This window comes from Agromyces sp. Y182, from assembly GCF_059445385.1.
The window spans coordinates 512,287-530,760 of the sequence record NZ_JCAIUF010000001.1 but is presented as its reverse complement, the minus strand read 5'-3'; the positions used below and the strand labels follow the sequence as shown (position 1 = coordinate 530,760).

The 18,474-nt window shown below is 66.7% G+C and carries 14 protein-coding genes; 5 read left to right on the top strand and 9 right to left on the bottom strand.

The window, feature by feature from the left end; all coding sequences use genetic code 11:
• Positions 1–5: 5 nt before the first annotated feature.
• From AC1C2R_RS02410 to AC1C2R_RS02375, 8 genes are all read right to left on the bottom strand, one after another.
• Positions 6–1,256: a polysaccharide pyruvyl transferase family protein gene (locus AC1C2R_RS02410; RefSeq protein ID WP_495378820.1), complete on the bottom strand. Its 1,251-nt coding sequence runs from the start codon at positions 1,254–1,256 to the stop codon at positions 6–8.
• Positions 1,253–2,146, bottom strand: a complete 894-nt coding sequence (locus tag AC1C2R_RS02405; protein ID WP_495378819.1) for a glycosyltransferase — start codon at positions 2,144–2,146, stop codon at positions 1,253–1,255. Before AC1C2R_RS02405 ends, AC1C2R_RS02410 begins: the two co-directional genes overlap by 4 nt.
• A 204-nt stretch (positions 2,147–2,350) precedes the next feature.
• On the bottom strand, positions 2,351–3,631 hold the full coding sequence (locus AC1C2R_RS02400; protein ID WP_495350950.1) for an O-antigen ligase family protein: 1,281 nt from the start codon (positions 3,629–3,631) through the stop codon (positions 2,351–2,353).
• A gap of 47 nt (positions 3,632–3,678) precedes the next feature.
• Complete coding sequence (locus tag AC1C2R_RS02395; RefSeq protein WP_495378818.1) at positions 3,679–5,496, bottom strand: glycosyltransferase; 1,818 nt, start codon at positions 5,494–5,496, stop codon at positions 3,679–3,681.
• Positions 5,493–6,563, bottom strand: a complete 1,071-nt coding sequence (locus AC1C2R_RS02390; protein WP_495378817.1) for a glycosyltransferase — start codon at positions 6,561–6,563, stop codon at positions 5,493–5,495. Before AC1C2R_RS02390 ends, AC1C2R_RS02395 begins: the two co-directional genes overlap by 4 nt.
• Before the next feature lie 191 nt (positions 6,564–6,754).
• A complete protein-coding gene (locus AC1C2R_RS02385; RefSeq protein ID WP_495378816.1) occupies positions 6,755–8,821 on the bottom strand; it encodes an acyltransferase family protein in 2,067 nt (688 codons plus the stop codon).
• The gene (locus tag AC1C2R_RS02380) at positions 8,818–9,705 is read right to left on the bottom strand and encodes a hypothetical protein (protein ID WP_495378815.1); all 888 of its coding nucleotides are present in this window, start codon (positions 9,703–9,705) and stop codon (positions 8,818–8,820) included. Before AC1C2R_RS02380 ends, AC1C2R_RS02385 begins: the two co-directional genes overlap by 4 nt.
• Before the next feature lie 61 nt (positions 9,706–9,766).
• Positions 9,767–11,032, bottom strand: a complete 1,266-nt coding sequence (locus tag AC1C2R_RS02375; RefSeq protein ID WP_495378814.1) for a Coenzyme F420 hydrogenase/dehydrogenase, beta subunit C-terminal domain — start codon at positions 11,030–11,032, stop codon at positions 9,767–9,769.
• 819 nt (positions 11,033–11,851) lie between these two features.
• Here AC1C2R_RS02375 and AC1C2R_RS02370 point away from each other — a divergent pair.
• The 3 genes from AC1C2R_RS02370 to AC1C2R_RS02360 all read left to right on the top strand — a co-directional run bounded on the left by AC1C2R_RS02370 (position 11,852) and on the right by AC1C2R_RS02360 (position 15,414).
• The gene (locus AC1C2R_RS02370) at positions 11,852–13,576 is read left to right on the top strand and encodes a DUF4012 domain-containing protein (RefSeq protein ID WP_495378813.1); all 1,725 of its coding nucleotides are present in this window, start codon (positions 11,852–11,854) and stop codon (positions 13,574–13,576) included.
• 82 nt (positions 13,577–13,658) lie between these two features.
• Positions 13,659–14,150, top strand: coding sequence for a hypothetical protein (locus AC1C2R_RS02365; RefSeq protein WP_495350943.1), 492 nt, complete (start codon positions 13,659–13,661; stop codon positions 14,148–14,150).
• A 121-nt stretch (positions 14,151–14,271) separates the two neighbouring features.
• Positions 14,272–15,414, top strand: a complete 1,143-nt coding sequence (locus AC1C2R_RS02360) for a heparan-alpha-glucosaminide N-acetyltransferase domain-containing protein (RefSeq protein ID WP_495378812.1) — start codon at positions 14,272–14,274, stop codon at positions 15,412–15,414.
• Here the strand turns inward: AC1C2R_RS02360 and AC1C2R_RS02355 are convergent.
• The gene (locus AC1C2R_RS02355; RefSeq protein ID WP_495378811.1) at positions 15,356–15,856 is read right to left on the bottom strand and encodes a VanZ family protein; all 501 of its coding nucleotides are present in this window, start codon (positions 15,854–15,856) and stop codon (positions 15,356–15,358) included. The genes AC1C2R_RS02360 and AC1C2R_RS02355 overlap by 59 nt on opposite strands.
• A gap of 161 nt (positions 15,857–16,017) precedes the next feature.
• Between AC1C2R_RS02355 and AC1C2R_RS02350 the strand changes: the two genes are divergently transcribed.
• Both AC1C2R_RS02350 and AC1C2R_RS02345 read left to right on the top strand, forming a co-directional pair.
• A complete protein-coding gene (locus AC1C2R_RS02350; protein WP_495350940.1) occupies positions 16,018–16,659 on the top strand; it encodes an LPXTG cell wall anchor domain-containing protein in 642 nt (213 codons plus the stop codon).
• 3 nt (positions 16,660–16,662) lie between these two features.
• Positions 16,663–18,414, top strand: coding sequence for a DUF4012 domain-containing protein (locus tag AC1C2R_RS02345; protein ID WP_495378810.1), 1,752 nt, complete (start codon positions 16,663–16,665; stop codon positions 18,412–18,414).
• Positions 18,415–18,474 lie beyond the last annotated feature (60 nt).

Sequence of the window (18,474 nt, the reverse complement as noted above, 5' to 3'; positions counted from 1 at the left end):
GAGGCTCATGCTTTTCCCCGGAGCCACTGTTTCGTTCGGGTGGCCGTATCGATGAGCCAGACGTCGGGTGATGCCAGCCGTCGGGAGACAGCTCGGGCAAGCACCGACCGCGCCCGATCCCGATCCTGCTGCGACATGGCGGCGTCAAGCGCAGCCACGCCGGAGCCCGCGTTCGCGAGCGCGGCATCCGCGAGTTCGAGTCCTCGTTCGCGGTCGTTCGCGGTTCCGCCGACGCGCAACGCCGCAGTCGTGGCATCACCGAGATATTCGGGCAGCACCGCCGTCGGCGATGGGTCGCCCCAGGTGGCGGCGTACGCATGAACTTTCTCGAGCAGGAGCGAGACTCGAGCGACGCCGTGAGCCGACGCGATGACGTGCCCGTGCAGCGAGGTGCCCACGAACAGGTCGGCACCCGCGATCAGTGCGGCTTTCGACATGGGATCGGGATCCTCCACGATCTCCACGCCGAGTCGAGGGAGTTCCCGAGCGAGCCGATCGCGGACTCGGCGATAGATCTCGATGGAGTCATGACCCGGCGCGAGCCCGGCAGGGAGCAGGAGCAGGCGTTCGGTTCCGACGAGGTCACTGCGCGCGATTGATCGGACGAGATCATCGACACCGGTGCGCGCCGCCCACTTCTCCTTGATCTGGAAGATCGTGTATCCCGGAGGTCGGAGGACCGGGAGGCGGTGGGTCCGCGACAGTGACTGAACGAGATCCGGTGCGACGGTATGCGGGATCCGGGCAACGTCGAGGGCTCGGCTCGATCGATGGTCGCGCACGCTGAGAAAGTCCGCCTCCCTGAGTGCGGCGACAGCCTCGATTCGCCGAGATCCGCGAAGGCCGATCACGCCGAAAACACCGACCGAGTTGACGATCAGGGGGATGCTCAGGCTGCGAGCGTGAGACGAGGGACGCGGCAGGTAGGGTGATGCCGCCCAACGCGTTGTCATCGAAGGCGTGCGCCCGCCCGCCATGAAGGCTGCCTTCGCGATCGATGTCCCGCCGACCTCCCCACCGACGACCCAGAGCGCGGCGAGGTCGCCTCGCTCGAGTAACCCGTCGTATGCAGTGATCTCGCCCGGCTCGACACCGAGTGTCGAGACGTTCGAACTGATCGGGGCGGTGGCGATGGTCTGGTGGTCGCGCAGCAGGCCGCGTGTCAAGACGAGGAAGAGGAGATCGCCGAAGTTGTCGCGCTCATATGCACCAACCAGCGCCACCGGCGCGTTCTGCTCGGGTTCGCCCGCGTTCATGCGGGGCGCGCCATGTCCGAGATCGCTGCCGCGCAGGCTTGCTCGAACGCGGCGGCGACGACCTCGACCGTGAATCGTCGGATCGCTGACTCCCGGGCGCGCTGGCCGAGTTCGCGACGCGCAGCGGGGTCTTGGAGGGTCTGCAGCTGTGCGGCGAGGTCACTCGCCGAACCAGGGCGGGAGAGCAGCCCCGCGCCATCGAGCACCCACTCCATGGGAGGAAGGTCGGATGCGACGACGGCCCGCCCGGCGAGCAAGGCGTCAACCGCCTTCGCGGGGAACTGGCCCCGGGCGAACGCCGAATCGAGACTCGGAATCGCGATGATGTCGGCCTGGTTCACGATTTCCAGGCCTTCCGAGAGCGTCGTCCGTCCGGTCCACTGCTCCCACGGGCGCGCGTCGTCCGGCGCATCAGCGGTGACCACGAGTCGGAAGCCGGCCGATGCCAACCCGGCCACAGCGGTGCGCAGCACGTCCAATCCTTTATGAGGATTCACTGTGCCGACGAAGGCGACGACAGGGTTGTCGCTCACGTGATCGGAACCGACCGGCGCGGACTCTCGCGCGTGCGGGACGATCGTGCCGCCGTAGGTCGCCTGGAGCACTGGATTGCTCACGATGACCGGATACCTGGCGATCATCCTGGCGACGGCGCGGATTCGCTGCTGGCGCGGGAACCGGAGCACCTCGCGCGCGATTGCCCGCAGCGGGCGCTCGAAGGAGAGTCGGCCCTCCAAGTCAGGGTCGTCGATGTCGAGGAGCAGGGGGCGCTTGACGGCCGCCGCGCCGCGCATCGCGAGGCCGAATGTGTCGGGCAGCGGCTTCACCGCGATGACGAGTTCGCTGTCGCCGAATGCCGCCCCGGACGAGATGTCCTTCGCGTCGACCAACCGGGCCGACCTCCCGAACTCGGAATCACGGAGCGGCTTCCAGACTTGTTCCCCGCGAGTCGCCACCACGGTGCTAGGCCAGCGGAGATGGCGAGCAAGCAGCCAGAGACTGTATGTCCTCCCGATCGAGTTGTCGGCGAGGGTTTTCGTCACGAAGACGACCGAGCGTGCCACCAATTTGCCCCCTCGTACGCCGCGCCGGCATCACGTTCCGCCCCGCCTCAGCCTATTACCGGAACCGAGCGACTCGGCGGTCGTGCCCCGCCGAGTCCCATCCGAAGTCGCTCTCGTCTGCGTGCGACCGTCGGCGATCTCCGGAGTAACGCTCTCCGCGACGAGCGGAGCGATGCCGAACATGACCATGAACGGCAGCACTTCGATGGACTGGTAGACGAAGGTCTGCGCGATCGCTGCGATCGTGCCGGCGACGAACCACGGCGACGTGCGGGGGAGCGAAATCACGGTGCCGAGCATGATGGCATAGAACGCGACGAGGCCGATGAGGCCGAAGCTGATCAAGATCTGCAAGACGCCCGATTCGGCGACGGAGACGTCTGCGGATGTGAAGTTGGACGTGACGTTCGTGTACTCGCCGGCGTGGGAGCCGATCAGGAGCGGGCTCTGGGTCCAGAGGTCGAGCACCCGCCCCCATTGATTCACCCTGATCTGGTTGCCGCCAGAACTCGTGTCGGCGATGGAAAGGACCCGATCGAGCAGTCGATTCTCCGGCAGTACGACGATCGCGAGCAAGCCGCCGAACACGATGAGGAGGACGGTCCGAAGTCGTGCGCCCAACCGGGGCTGGAGCACAGCGCCCAAGGCGAGAGCGATGAGCACGATCAGGATGCCGGACCGTGACAGGCTCAATGCCACGCCGGCCAGAAGGAGGATGGCGATCAGGAGGTACCTCGTGCGTCGAAGCTTCGCCCAGCAGCCGAGGAGGTAGAACGAGATCAGCGCCACCACGATCGGGTAGTGCAGGAAGCTGCCCGTCAGGGAGGCCGGTCGCCGGTACGTGCCGAACGTCCCGATATCGTTGCCCGGCAATGCGGCGAGCCCGCCGAACTGCTGTACGACGGCGACGGCGACGAGCAGGATGCCGATCGCCGAGAGCACCGGCGCGACGGCGATCCGTTCGGCCACCTCGAAACGGATGAACGAATAGGTCGCGAGGAGAACGGCGAGGAAGACCATCACGGCGACGTAGACGCCCGAGTAGGTGATCCCCTCGATGCTCAGCGATGCCCACATGGAGAGCAGCGCCGCGAGCACGAACAGGTAGGCGAACACTGCGACCCAGCTCATCCCTCGTCGAACACGAGGCCGACCGAAGGCGAGCAGGCACAGTGTCAGGAAGATCATGGCGCCGAGTTGCACCCCGTACGCGACCGATTTGCCGAGGAAGATCTCGAAGAGTCCCCTCGAGACCACCGTGAGCAGCGAAATGAAGACGAGTGCCGTCCAGCCGGCCGACCGACCTTCCATCGAAGATCCGGTGGGAGTCGTCGGCGTCCTGGGGAGGTCGCGCTCGATCATGTTCCACCTCGCCGGTTGTTCCGCCGCCAGCGGAGGCCGGCCGGGTATCCGAGCATCTTCGCGACATCGCCGATGATGACAACGACCGGGGCCACGAGAAGTCCGATGAAGCGTTGCCGTCGGGTGAGCGTGTCGTGGCGCAGCACTCTCGACCACGGTTTCCGGAGATATGCCGCGACGAACGGCAACAGGGCGAGCGCGTACGGGCGACGCGACACGATCGACAACAGGCCGACCAAGAGTCCGACCCCATAAGCGGAGTAGCGGATCGCATGGCGCTTGGCCCAGAGCCCGGCCTTCCCGTCGCCACGCGAGTAACGGTAGTACTGCTGTGCGAAAGCACGAAGCGTAGGTCGTGCGTCCCATCGGGTGATCGCATCCCCCGCGAAGACGAACCGGTGGCCCTTCGCTCGAAGGTCGAGGTCGAAGACGAGGTCTTCGCAGTAGTCCAGCCACTCCGGGTAGCCCGAGACGTCGGCCCACACCGCCTTCCGGAACGCGACCGAGCGACTCGACGGCAGGAAGGACGATGGGTCGATCTCGTCGGCGAGGGGCGTGATGGTCGCGCCGATCACGGCCGGGAGCGTGCGGCCCTCGAGCGGCTTGAAGAAACCGGAGACCACGTCGGCTTCAACCGTCATCCGATCGCTGAGGCGCTCGAACCAATTCGGCGCGAGTTCCGTTCCCGCGTCGGTCACGACGATCCACTCCGTGTCCGCTGCGTCGATCGCGAGGTTTCTGCCTTCGGCGATGCCCGCGCCGGGCGAGCTGATGAGGTGGAAGTCGACATCGGCGGGCGGAACCCAGGAGGACAGCTTCGCGACCGTGTCGTCGGTCGAGCCCCCGTCGACGACGACGATGGCTCGGGGCAGGCGCGTCTGCCGCTCCAAGCCTTCGAGGAATCCGAGAATGGACCCTCCCTCGTTACGGACGGTGAGGCACAGCGTCGCCGCTTCCACCACTCGATCCGCCGGCTGCAGGTGTCGTGCGGTGACTGGAGGAGGACTTGCCGCGTGAGTTCGCGATGGGGAGCGTCGAGAACCGGATCCGACCAGCAACCGTGGGTAGCGGCGGTAGAAGGTCACCATCGAATCGATCTCGAGGCGCCATGCGCTCCAGTTCGCGTTCGTCGTTGCACGCTCCCATCCGTGCAGCCAGCGGGCTTCGCCGATCACGCGGACTGTCAGCCCCTTCGCCCAGGCGCGCAACCCGAGATCGGAATCCTCGTAGTAGACGAAGTACGCCGGATCCCAGGGCCCCGACTCGCCGCGCAGCCGGTGCCAATCCTCGCGTTTCGCGGCCACCGCGGCGCCGATGACCCAGTCGACGTAGATCGTCTCGGCCGGGCCGGCGAGACGGTAGTAGTTCCCGCGGGTCCGCGCGGAACCGAGGCGGCTGAGCACCTTGTTCCACAGGGAGGGAGCTGTGCGGCCACCGGGTTGAGGCGTCCCATCCGAATCCAGGAGTTGCGGCGCCACGAGCCCGGATTCACGATCCATCGCCCGCTCGAGCGCTGCGAGCGTCGAGACGTCGATCGTGATGTCGGGGTTGGCGAAAGCCAGGTATCTGCCCCGTGACGACTGGAAGCCGACGTTGTTCGCGCGGCCGAACCCGACGTTCCGAGCGAGCCGGATGACCTTCGCACCGAGCGACTCCGCGAGATCGGCCGATCCGTCGCTCGAATCGTTGTCGACGACGACCCACTCGACGTACTCCGGCAGGCCTGCGGCCCAATGGTGCCGAAGGTGCTCAGCGCTGTTATAGGTGACCGTGACGAAGGTCCAGCGGGGAACGTCCGCTCTCATGGCGGTCATGCGACGTGCTCCGGCTCGATCGCTCCGCTGAGCATCCAATGCTCCGCCTGTGCGCGGCCGCCGAACTCGGGCAGAAGGTGGGCCGCGACCGGCCGCGGCGCATCGAGTGCAGTCGCGATGGAGATGGCCACGGTGTCGGGACCGATGGTGGTGAGCACGCTCTGGGCGTGCACTCGGAGCCAGTCGGCGAATCCGGTCTCGTCCGTGGTCACGATGTGGCATTCGTGGGACACACCCTCCGTGAGGCTGAGTCCGATCTGCTCCCGCCAGCGACGCTCTCTGCGGGGGAGCGAAACGAGCACGGTCGCCTGCGAAAGCAACCCGTGCATTTCGGACCGATCGGATTCGGTCCGAAGCGTGATGGAGGCATCCTGCGCGCTCGCCGCCGCGACGCGAGCCCGCATCGGGCCGTTGCCGCAGATGATCAGGCGTGAACTCGGACGATTGGCCCGCACCCCCGCCCAAGCGGCGAGGAGGTCGTCGAGTCCCTTTCGCGCTTCGAGTGCACCGAGAAAGAGCACGAGGTCCGGATCCTTCGGTGTCTGCGTGCACGTGCACCGCGGCGCCACCGGTGAGAACGTCATCATCTCGGGATCGAGCCGAGATCGTCGGTGCGGCCAGAGCGCCAGGTAGTTGCGTTCGGCGCCATCGGTGCCGAACGCAATACGGTCCAGTGCCGCACGATACGGAGCGGTCACCAGTCGAAGCATCGCCACCCGCACGTTGACCGGCATCCAGCCCGGGAGTCCCAACAGCTCCTCGATGGGTGCATTCTCAATCGCGTACGTGACGACGCCGATTCGTCGACGCCGCAGGGCTCCTGCGATCCGGGCCGCGGAGGCGAGCAGGGTGACGAGCGGGAGATTCACGATCCACAGGGGCTCGGGGAGTGCGACCACGTCGTAATCGCCGCGCAGCACCTGGCCGAGCAGCCGGGGCCGGCTGACCTGCCGGAATTTGGCCGGGTCTACCAGCGACGCATCGAGGTATTCAGGCTGGAGGAACAGCGTCATGCTCGCCGGAGCACCAAGGAACCGTTCGATGTACGCGCTGCGAAGCTGAGGCATGAAGCGCAGGTACCGCAGCGATGTTGGGCCGCGGGTGTGTTCGAACGTACGACGCTCACCTCGCAAGGCCAGCTCCTCCCCATGAGCGGACACCCGACGCCGGAGTTCACCGGCCTTCGCGGCTACCCTATCCGGCGCGATGGTCACAAGCGGCGAACGTTCGCCGTCGGTCGACACGGGTCCCTCAGACTTCACCATCCGACCACCTTGGAGATGGCTTCGCCGAAAGCGGGGGACAGCGCAGTCGCCCATTCCTCGGTGAGATGCGTGACGTCTCGGTACACCAGCACGTTTCCGATCACCGGGCCGCACCACCGGTTGGAGCAGAAGTAGTCGTTGAGGTCGACGTACGCGACACCGGTCGCTTCGACAGCCTCCTGTTCCGCGTCGGCCCACTCCCGGTCGAGTCCGTCCGTTCGGGCGATGCCGCACTCTCGAGTGGAATCGAGGTGACTCGAGAGGCATCGCGCCGGGTTCTCGGGGAGTTCGGGGGTATCTGCGAGCACCACGAGCTGAACCCGGGAGTCGACCTCGGCCCGGAGCTCCGCGATGCCGCGCGCCCATGCACGGTCACGACTTTCGTCGCCGACACCGGCAAGATCGTAGCTCGCCGAGCTCGCGACGATGACGAGATCGGGAAGTGTCCGGTTGATGCGCTCGATGACGGAGCTGCGCCAGTCATCGCACGCGTTGTACGGGTTCGACCTGCTCACGACCGTGACGACGACCGAGGGGCATCCGACCTTCGTGTGAGCTGCCAAGCCGAGGCCGGCACGATCGGCCCAACCGTCGGCGGCAGGGAACCAGTGCGCGGCATGGGAGTCGCCGAAGAGCACCACGGAGCGATCGGAGCCCGCGACGCCGAATGTGCAGTCGTTGACGGTGGTCGTCGATTCGTCGGCGATGTGACATCCGTTCCGATGGATCTCGGTCGTCGATGCCGAGGCCTGCAGCAGGGATGGCTCGAGGTTCGCGGGCACGAATGGAGTCGATCGTGGGGGGACCGTCGGATCGGTCACCGTCACGGTCTCATCCGTGGCGAGCGCCGTAGGCATGACGATCGGGCGCAGTGCCAGCGCGCCGACGACGAGTGCGGCGGAGATGGCCAGGCCCGCAGCGATGACGAGGCCCGGCCGTGCGCTCGAGAACAGAGGCCCGCGTCTCGCGGGTTCCTCGACGAACCGATACGTCACGTCGGCAAGGCCGATCGCTCCCGCGATGAGGGCGATCCGCACCCAGACCGGGAGCTCCGAGCGGAGCCCGATTGCGGCCTGCGGGATGACGAGTGCCGGCCAATGCCAGAGGTAGAGGGAATACGAGATGCGACCGAAGTACTGCATCGGCGCGAGACCGAGGATCCGTTGCGGCATCGTCAACTGTCGTTGCCCTCCGAACAGGAGGACCAGCGCCGTGCCGATCACTGGGACGGAAGCGATGTACCCGGGGAACCAGGTCTGGTCGTCGAACAGAACGGCCGCTCCGAAGATCGCTGCGAGGCCGACCCACATGAAGGAAGCGCTGACAGCGGGGCGACACCGCTGTACGCGCTGGTTGGTCGCGAGAAGGGCCGCCAGCCCGCCGACGCCGAGTTCCCACGCGCGGGTGGGCAATGAGAAGAACGCCCACGGCTGCGAGCGAGCGGTCATCACGATGCACAAGACGAAGGACGCAGCAACGGCGATCGCCAGGAGCCACCAGACGGTTCGCCTCGAACGCCGGGAAACCCACCAGATGAAGACCAGGAACAGTGGCCAGAACAGGTAGAACTGCTCCTCGACGCCGAGCGACCAGTAATGCTGAAACGGAAGCGGAGCAGTTTCGGCGAGGTAGTCGGTGCCCTCGACCGCCAGATAGAGATTGGGGACGTAAGCTGCGGTGGCCGCGGCCATCGTCAGGACGTCGTTCCAGGTCAACGGAGGCATCCAGAGCAGGGCGGCGATGGTCGTCACGATGAGCACGACGAAAGACGCCGGGAGGATCCGTCGCATTCGGCGGCTGTAGAAGCCGGCGAACCCGATTCGTCCGTTGGTCGTGAGCCGAGTGAACAGGTGGCCCGTGATGAGGAATCCGGAGATCACGAAGAAGACGTCTACCCCGACGTAACCGCCTTTGAGAATTCCGAGGTCGAGGTGGTCGACGACGACCAGCAGCACCGCGACGGCACGCAGCCCTTGTATATCCGGACGGAACCGTTCCCCACGGACAGGCGTATCAGTACCGCTGGGCGATCGTTCAGGTGAACGGATCGCTCCCGTCAACGCAACGCCTCCGCGGCCAGGTAGAGCCCATCGACCATCGGTTCGATTCGTTGCGAAACGCGCTGTCCATGTTCGGCAGCCCGGTCGATGCGTACCGAGGTCCGAGCAACGGAACGGAGCAGGTCCGACCAGCGCACGATGGAGACGGGGGCACCGACCGACTCCAGGTAGTCGCGATACTTGTAGCCGGGCGCGGTCGCCGGATCGTCGGAGAAGGTGATCAGCTCCACGGGTGTGCCGACGGCGTGGGCGACGATCGTGCCGTGCAGTCCCGAGCACGCGACGAAGTCCGCGGCGGCGATCCGGTGCACCATCTCGAGGGGATGCGTATTGGGAAGTGCGACGTCGTATCCGGCGTTGCGGAGTTCGGTGATCTTTCGACGAGAGCGTTTCGACGCGAACGCTGAGAAGTGGGCGATCAGGAGGCGCCTGCCCGACCGGCGGAGCCGTTCGGGGCGGAGGTTGCGTGCGAGGAGACCCGGGTCGCCGAGTGGGGTGTCCGCTGGAAGACCCAGATGATCTCGCGAGTTCGGACCGCGCACGGCGAGAATCTTCGGCGTCACGCGGGCCTTCTCCTCCGCAGTGAGAACGGCATCGTGAATCCCCATGCCCCAGATCGCCCCGACGCCACCCTCACGGGCGTAGTGCACGATATTCGATCCGATGACGTTGACGTCCTCTTTGCCGAATGGCGCCCACACGACCTTGCGACCGGTCGCGTCCTCGAGTACGAAGGGGGCGAGTTCATCGCCGAAGTTCGTGAGGGAGTGGCCGGGAGAGTTCGCAAGAAGGTACGCCCATCCGGTTGAGCGGTGCCGAGCTTCCACCGCCAGCGACCGCAGACTTCGCCCGGGTGCGAACCAATTGCACGTGATCGTCGCCAATTCATTCCCCTCGTTCGGTCCGACGCCGTGCCTCCACTGCGACCACGACGTTCTCTCGCCGTCATCTGCTGAGCCGCAGCACCTTCCGAGCGACGTACTTCAGAATCCCCATGGGCCCTCGTTGGAGCGCTTCCGTACGTTGATACCTTCCGATGGCGGAGCGCATCGGTCCGAGGTACAGCGAGAGATCACCCGCAGCCTTTGCCGCCCCGAACGCATCGAACGAGAGGCGCGACAATTGCCGACGGCGACGGATGAGACGCTGCCGTCCACGGCTGACTCCGTCCGTGCCCGGGCGTACCCGCTTGGTCGGCACGCTGAGCCCGGCGGCCTGATCGTCGGCAAGGCGGACACGGAGACCGATTCGGCGGTGGCGGAAGTTCCCGGCCTGCGATCGGGCTGCCTGCTCGACGGTCAGATCCTCGAGCATCACGGACCCCGCCGCCTCCGCGCTGCGGAGAATCTCGCCCGCTCGTTCGTCACGGATCACGACGACGTTCGTGCCGCGCCACTCGGGCTCGTACTGGGTCAGCCAGGCATCGCCGAAGACCACGTCGGCGGTCTCGGCGAAGACGTCATCGCAGAAGTTGCATGCCTCCGGTTGGAATGCTGCGTATCCCCAGGAGCCGTCGATCGCGGAGCCGACCGGTTTGACGACGCGCTCGCCGCTCCGCGAAACGGCCGCGTAGTCGTAGCGATTCGCGGGGCGTGCGGGGTTCTTCACACGAAAGTCGATCGTGTCCAAGTCGTCGGGAGCGACCCCTCCCTGCCAGGCGAGGGACTCCGCGAAGAACGTCCCCTTCAGGTGCCCGCAGACGATGCCCACGTAGAAGACGACCCGCTCACCGACCTCTGGCATCTCGCCTGCGAGCAACCGCATCGCCTTGACGAAGCACGGCACTCCAACGACCGCGTATCGAAGTCCCGGTTCCAGTGCGGCACCGACCTCCGCGAGCGTGGTCGCCGCGTACGCGGACTTCCGGTTGGCGTTGAGGTCGTCAAGGCTCGACGAGATCACGTACTCGAAGTGGGCCGGTCCCGGCCCGCGACCGACGTGCAGCACCGCATCCACGATGTCCCTCTCCAAGAGGCCGGCGAGAAGGACCGTCGTGAGTCCGCCTGAGCTGCTGCCGAGAACCGAATCGTCGTCGGTGATACGACCGGCGAAGACCGCCGAGTGACGACCGATTCGGTCGTCGCTTCGGAGTTCGCCGAACCGATCTTCAGCGAGCTCGTCCTCGTTCAGCGCTGCATCCGAGAATGGGCACACGCGCGTCGCGCGAGCGAGTTGTTCTGAGCTGGCATCGCCGAGATCGGCCTGATACATGCCACGCGTGCCCAGTGTCACAGGAATAGCGCCATGAGTACGGATTGAGCACGCGCCGCACCCGACGCACATGCCGCGCTCCACTACCTGCTCAATGCCGTGCCCTCCGACCTTCTGCGTAGTCAAGAGCAGTCCGATCGCGTCAGGCCGGGATGGTGGCGGGACTCGGGACGACAGCTTTATGAGGGGTGGCGATCTGCCACAAATCTTCCACCCGTCTTGCGGACCTGTAGATCGCGGTCTCCGTGCCACCCATGGCGCCAACCCCCCAATTTCGCCCATGCGCCGCAGACCACGCGTTCATTGATTGGCCAGTGGCGATGGCCATACCTTACGGCACCGGCGAAGAAGCGCGCGACCCCACGAGGGACGCTGTGTTGCCGGAGACCGTCGACGAGCTTGTTCCCAAGCGCGACCGAGAGGCCGGCCAGTCATCATGGCCGACGAGGATGCGTGCGGCATTCGGATGCAGCGGAACGAGAGCGTTGAGGGTGGTGGGCGGAATTCCGCCGAAGATTGGTTACGCTACTGATCGTGACGCCGTCATCCGGGGGTTCGGAGTCGTCGAGTCGGAACCATGGGGATGGGGCATCCGATCGGCGCTCTGAGTCGAGCCGTTCGGACAGTTCGGGTTCGGGTCGATCCCACGGATCGAGTTCCGGTTCGGGTCGTTCACACGGTGGCGGCTCCACATCGGGGTCGAGCTCCAGCTCCGGCTCTGGCTCCGGCCGCTCGCACCATCACCACGGCTCGAGTAGGAAGCGCAAGCAGAAGCGGCGCCGACGCATCATTCTCTGGTCGATCGTCGGTGTTGCGGCGGTGGTCGTCTTCGTCGTCGCCTGGGTCGGCATCCGGGCGTTCCTCGCCAAGGGTGAGCTCGAAGCGGCGGTGCCGCTCGCACAGGCGGCGCAGAAGCACTTGGTCGAAGGCGACACCGAGGCCGCGCAGAAGGCGGCCGACGAACTGGCCGAGCACGCGGCATCCGCTGCCTCGTTGACGGGCGACCCGATTTGGCGCGTCGTCGAGATACTGCCGTTCGTGGGCCCGAATCTCGAGGTGATGCGGGTGATGGCAGCATCTGTCGATCGCGTCGCGAGCGATGCGGTCGTGCCGCTCGCATCGGCGGCCGGATCCATCGACCTCGCGACCTTCGCTCCGGCGGGTGGCGCCTTGAACCTGCAGCCGATGATCGACATGCAGCAGCCGGTGCATGAGGCCCGGGCCGCGTTCGGCAGCGCATCGGCCGCACTCGCGGCCGACGGCGTGGCATCCGCTGCGGTCATCGGCCCGCTCGCCGACGCGCGCGACGAACTCACGGCGCTGATCGACGAGACCGGTGCGATCGTCGGCGGGCTCGACCGTGCCGTGCAGCTGCTCCCGGCGATGCTCGGCGGCGACGGGCCGCGCGACACGCTGCTGCTCTTCCAGAACAATGCCGAGCTGCGCTCGAGCGGCGGCATCCCGGGTGCGCTCGCGCTCGTGCATGCCGAGGGCGGCGCCGTGTCGATGACCCAGCAGGCCGCGGCCAGCGATTTCCCGAAGTACACGCCGCCGGTCGTCGAACTGCCCGTCGAGACGAGGGCGCTCTGGGGTGACAACACCGCCAGCTACATGCAAGACGTCAACTTCACCCCCCAGTTCCCGCTGACGGCGACGATCGCCAGAGAGATGTGGAAGCGCAAGTTCGGCACCGAGGTGCAGAGCGTCGTCGCCGTCGACCCCGTGATGCTCAGCTACCTGCTGCGCGCGACCGGCCCGGTCACGATCGGCACGGGCGACGTGCTCACGAGCGAGAACGCCGTGCAGTTCCTGCTGCGCGACGTCTACGAGCGATACCCGGTCAGCGAGCAGGACGCGATCTTCGCTGACGCCGCATCGACCGTGTTCTCAGCGCTCACCGCTGGCGGCGCCGACCCCCGCACATTGATCGAGGCGTTCGCGCAAGCGGGGGAGGAGCGCCGCATCCTCATCTGGAACGCCGACGTCGAAGAACAGGCTCTGCTGAGTGACACCACGCTCGCCGGCGCCCTCCCGACGAGCACCGCTGCTGAGCAGGTCTTCGGCGTCTACCTGAACGACATGACCGGCTCGAAGATGGATGCGTACCTCGACGTGAAGATGGGCGTCGGCACCGTGACCTGCCGGAACGACGGCCTACCGCTGTACGAAGTGCACGTCACCCTCACGAATACGGCGCCGGCGGATGCTGCGACGTCGCTGCCCGGCTACGTCACGGGTGGCGGTGAATACGGCACCCCGCCCGGCGACATCACGACCTCGGTGCACGTCTACAGTGCGCTCGGCACCTACAACCTCGGAGTGAAGCTCGCCGGAGAGCCGGCCGCCTACCATCCGACCTCTGACTCGGGATACACGCTGAGCAAGGTGGTCTCGCATCTCGCGCCAGGGCAGAGCGCCGAGTATCGGTTCGGATTCCTCGGGGGTGAGGCAGGTGAGAAGGAGCCGCGCATTGTAGCAACGCCATTGGTCAAAGTACCAGGGGTGATAGGGGTCGCGCTTTCCTGTGAATCTGCCGTATGGTAGTGCTCGTGTTGTTCGGACGGGGAACAACCACGCTATGGGCCTTTGCGAAGACTCGTGATGCATGATGAGGGGTAACGCAATTATGATTCGGAAGATTCTTGCGACGGTCGCGATCGCGGCAGTTGCACTCATCGCGGCACCTGCTGCCGCAACCGCGGCCGGTTATACCGGCCAGGGCACGAACGTGACGCTCACGGTCGGCGAAGTCGGCACGATGACGTTCAGCGGGCTGCCCGCCAGTACACCATCGACCGCGAGCGCCGACGATGCCGTGACACTCGGCATCATCAAGGCGGCGACGGCCACCAGACCGACGGATGCAGCAGGCACCGTTTCATACAGCGTCTCGTCGAACGCGGTGGGCACGTACACCGTCACGGTGACGGCGGGCCAGTACGTCGCGACCGGTACGTTGACGGTCGTGCCTGCTGACTCCGCGAGTGATACCGGTGGAATCGCCGACACCGGTGTCGATCCGATGCTCTGGATCTGGATCGCCGGTGGGGCATTGCTCCTCGGTGCAGCACTGGTCATAGTGCTCACCACAGTGCGCCGCGCACGCAGCGAGAACTGACCGAAGCCGACGCGGCCGAGAAAGACCCGCCTGCATCGATGGGCCGAGTCGGCGGAGTTCCCGAACTGATCGATGAGCTCGGGAGCTGCCGACTCGGCCATCGGTGCGCCAAAGTGGCTTCATGAGCCGATCGGTGCAAGTGGTGCGCAAGCCCGATGGTTCGACGATGCCGCCCCGCATCGACGCGGTCGACGCAGCCAGGGGGCTCGCCCTCATCGGCATGTTCGTCGCGCACGTCGCGCCCATCGCAGCATCCGCTGATCTCGATGCGCTCATCGCAATCGCCGACGAACGTCCTCGGCTACTGTTCGCACTGACGGCGGGAATGGGCCTGGCGTTCATCTCTGGCGGCACACGACCGATCACGACCGGCCGGGGCGGGCTCCGCCGCCAGATCGCGATCAGGGCGGTGATTCTCATCGCCCTCGGTCTGCTCATCGCCATCACGCTGCACCCGCTCGTCTTCATCATCCTCGACGTGTACGGCGTCGCGTTCTTGCTGATGCTGCCGTTCCTCTTCCTGCCGCCGCGCGTGGCGTTGACCGCGGGCATCGCCCTGCTCGCGGTCATGCCCGCACTCGCCGAGATCGCGAGCGCCACCGACACGGTTCTCGAGCTGCAATCCGGACCGCTCGCGATCGTGGTCGACTGGGTGGTGAGCGGTGCCTACCCCGTCGTGGTCTGGATCCCCGTGATGTTGATCGGGCTCGCACTCGCCCGCCTCGACCTCAATTCACCGCGCGTCGTGACGATCGCCGCGCTCGCGGGCACCACGGCGGCGGCCGTGCTCCTGCCGATCGTCGCCCTGATGCCGGGTGGTGACGCCGCCGCATCCGCACCGCTCGCCGGCAGTGCAGCCGGCGAGCCGGACCCGTGGATCTCGGCGTGGCGCACCTCGCTCGAGGCCGTCGGCAACATCGGCGTCGGCGTGCTCGTCGTTGCCGGGATGCTGCTGCTCACCTCGTTCGCGCGTGCGCCGGTGCGCCGAATCGCCGCGGCCGTGCTCTCGCCGATCACCGCGATGGGGTCCATGCCGCTCAGCGTATACACGCTGCATCTCGTGGTGATCGCGGCGTCGGTGCGCGTCGAGAACGGCTACTACACCGACGACTCCATCGGGCTGCTCATCGGCCTGATCTTCGGCTCGATGCTGTTCGCCTGGCTCTGGCGACGCTATCTCGGTCGTGGCCCGCTCGAACGGATGCTCAGGTGGGCGAGCGGTCGGAGCCGAGCGGATGCCGCGCGCGCACCCACCACAGAATGATCACGAGTCCGAGCGCCGTGCCGGCCGTGTTCGCGATCACATCGGAGACGGTGGGGAAGCGTGACGGGATCGCGATCTGGATGAGTTCGATGCTGACGCTCGTGAGAGCGCCAGCGGCGAGCACGGCCCACCACGAGAGGGCGGGGAAGGCGATCGCAACCAGCACTCCGAAGGGCACGAACAGCACGACGTTCGCGAGGAACTCGAACACGACGGCGCTCACCTCCCGTGGAGCACCGAACGAGGCGAGAACATCGGCGGCCCAGCCTACGATGCCGGTGATACGTCCGGCGTCGCGGGCCGGTAGGAAGACGATGAGGCCGAGGACGACGAGGTAGGGCGCGAGGATCCACCGCGAGAGCCGAACCGCGCGAGCGCTGTTCGGCGTGACATCGGTAAGCCCGTCGCGCTCGTGCCGGGATGCGAGTTCATTCGGATCCATCAGTTCAGGCTAGCGAGACGAACACGACCGTGTTGATGCGCCGCTCGACTGCCGCGTTCTTGACCCCTCAACTGGGCGCAGACGAGGCCGCGCGACCGCGCGTAGACTCCGAGCGTTACCCGACCACAACCCGTTCACCACCCGAACCCACGGAGGCACCCGTGCTCCGCAAAGTTGCCGTAATCGCACTGGTGGCGGCGTTCCTCGCCGTCCCCACCGCGGCCTACGCAGAACAGTACCCGCCGACGACCCCACCCGCCGACCCCACGCTCGCGGGGTCTGCGGTCACCGGCATTTGCGATGGCGACGTTCCCTATATCGGCTACACCGTCAACCTGATCGACCCGAACAATCAGTCCACCGGCAACACCGCGACGCTCGTGCTGAGCGACGGTTCGAACTCGCACGAGATCCCGCTCGGCACCCTCGTCAACGGTTCGCTCACCGGCCGCGTGCTCTGGCCGGGTGCTTCGGTGGATCCCCCCGGATGGCCCGGCTGGGATTACATCGACGGCTCATGGGTGGAGATCCCGGGCAACTTCGCCTGGACGCGAAGCCTCACGAGTGCCACGATCACGGTGAACCCGTCGATCTCGGTGCCATTGTCGTACCCGCCGTCCACCCCGAGTTGCGCGACTGGCCCGTCGGGCGGAGGCTCCGGCTCCGCACCGGTGGTCGAGAACACCGCGATGCTGAGCGAGACCGGTGTCTCCGACGCCACGTTCACGATCGCCTTCGGCGCCCTCGGGCTTATGGTCATCGGCGGCGTCGTGCTGTTGGCTCGCCGGCTCGTGAAGCGGTAACCCGTGGCATCGGCCGCATCAACGGCCGGACGCGGCCGACGCGTCGCGATCTGGATCGCAGTGGTGACCCTGGGGCTGCTCGTCGGCGTGGTCGTCTGGATCGGCATCCGAGGCTGGCTCGCGAGCACGGAGCTCGCGGCCGCCGTGCCGCTCGCAGCGCAGATCCAGCACGACATCGGTGCCGCCGACGCAGCCGCGGCCTCGAGCAACGCGGCATTGCTCGCCGAGCACGCATCGTCGGCGACCGAGCTCACGAGCGATCCGATCTGGCGTGCGGCCGAATCGGTGCCCTGGGCGGGTACAAACCTCTCGGCAGTGCGCGGACTGTCGAGCGAACTCGATCGGGTCGCATCGCGAGTCATCGTGCCGCTCGCCGCGACCGTGGGATCGATCGACGCGACATCGCTGCGTTCCGCAGACGGCCGCATCGACCTGGCCCCGTTGATCGAAGCCCGGCCCGTCGTCAGCGACGCGGCCGAAGCTCTCGACGAGGCATCCGCACGTGTGAATGCGATCGATGCCGGCGCACTCGTCGGGCCGATCGCCGAAGCGACTGGCGAGTTCGCCGGCGCCCTCGGAACGGCCTCCGATGCGATGGCGACGCTCGATCGAGCCATTCGGATCCTGCCGGAGATGCTCGGCGCCGATGGACCGCGCAACTATCTCATCCTCTTCCAGAACAGTGCAGAGCTGCGTACCGGCGGGGGCATCATCGGGGCGCTCGCGCTCGTGCACACCGAAGACGGCGTGATCTCGCTCGCCGCGCAGGCGGCCTCGAGCGATGTGCAGCACCTGAGCGAGCCGTTGCTGACGCTTCCGGAAGCCGATGCCGCGCTGTTCGGCGATCAACTCGGCACGTACATCCAGAATGTCACGGCGACCCCCGATTTCTCGGTGAGTGGCCGGCTGGCCGCCGCGATGTGGGCACGGGACCACGGCACGGTGGTCGACGGCGTCATCGCCGTCGACCCGGTCGGGCTCAGCTATGTGCTCGGTGCCACCGGTCCGGTCACCCTCGCCGGTGGCACCGTACTGAGCGAAGGTGACGCCGTGCAGTCATTACTCGTCGACACCTACGTACGTCTCGACGACGAGGCCGCACAAGACGACTACTTCGCATCGGCCGCAGCCGGGGTCTTCCAGGCGATCTCTTCGGGCAGCACCGACCCCGTCGCCCTCATCTCGGCGGTCACCCGCGTCGCCGAGGAGCACCGGATCGCGATCTGGAGTGCTCACGACGACGAACAGGCGGTACTCGCCGACACGACGCTCGCCGGCATGCAGGCCACGCAGACCTCGCTCGGAGACCAGGCGTATGCGGTGTACCTGAACGATCGGTCCGGCGGCAAGATGGACGCGTACCTCGACGTCGGGGCGAACGTCGAGGTCGCCGCCACCCGGAGCGACGGGCGCTCGGAGATCGAGGTGACGGTGACCATGACGAGCACCGCGCCGGGAGACGCGGCCGTCTCCTTGCCCCACCGCACCACCAACGGAGGCAGGTTCGGAGTGCCCCCGGGCGTGGTTGCGACGAACGTCGCAGTGTATTCACCGGTAGGTGCGTTCGATGCCGGCGTCGTCGTCGATGGCGTCGACGTGGGGTATCAATCGGTGGCTGCCGACGGGCGCATCGCCAACAACGTCGGAGTCGACCTCCAACCCGGACAGGTCACCACGGTCGTCTACCGATTCGTCTCGGCCGAGCCCGGTCAACGGATGCCGCTGGTCTTCACGACGCCGCTGATGACGGGCTGATCGCTGCGTCGGTTCGGCACGGCGTCGGTTCGGCACGGCGCGCATCGCGTGCGGCAGAAT

Excerpts from the sequence above, each read along its gene's own strand:
- AC1C2R_RS02410 (WP_495378820.1), bottom strand. The coding sequence starts at position 1,256 with ATGAACGCGGGCGAACCCGAGCAGAACGCGCCGGTGGCGCTGGTTGGT.
- AC1C2R_RS02400 (WP_495350950.1), bottom strand. The coding sequence starts at position 3,631 with ATGGAAGGTCGGTCGGCCGGCTGGACGGCACTCGTCTTCATTTCGCTG.
- AC1C2R_RS02395 (WP_495378818.1), bottom strand. The coding sequence starts at position 5,496 with ATGACCGCCATGAGAGCGGACGTTCCCCGCTGGACCTTCGTCACGGTC.
- AC1C2R_RS02390 (WP_495378817.1), bottom strand. The coding sequence starts at position 6,563 with ATGCCTCAGCTTCGCAGCGCGTACATCGAACGGTTCCTTGGTGCTCCG.
- AC1C2R_RS02375 (WP_495378814.1), bottom strand. The coding sequence starts at position 11,032 with ATGTATCAGGCCGATCTCGGCGATGCCAGCTCAGAACAACTCGCTCGC.
- AC1C2R_RS02365 (WP_495350943.1), top strand. The coding sequence starts at position 13,659 with ATGATTCGGAAGATTCTTGCGACGGTCGCGATCGCGGCAGTTGCACTC.
- AC1C2R_RS02360 (WP_495378812.1), top strand. The coding sequence starts at position 14,272 with ATGAGCCGATCGGTGCAAGTGGTGCGCAAGCCCGATGGTTCGACGATG.
- AC1C2R_RS02355 (WP_495378811.1), bottom strand. The coding sequence starts at position 15,856 with ATGGATCCGAATGAACTCGCATCCCGGCACGAGCGCGACGGGCTTACC.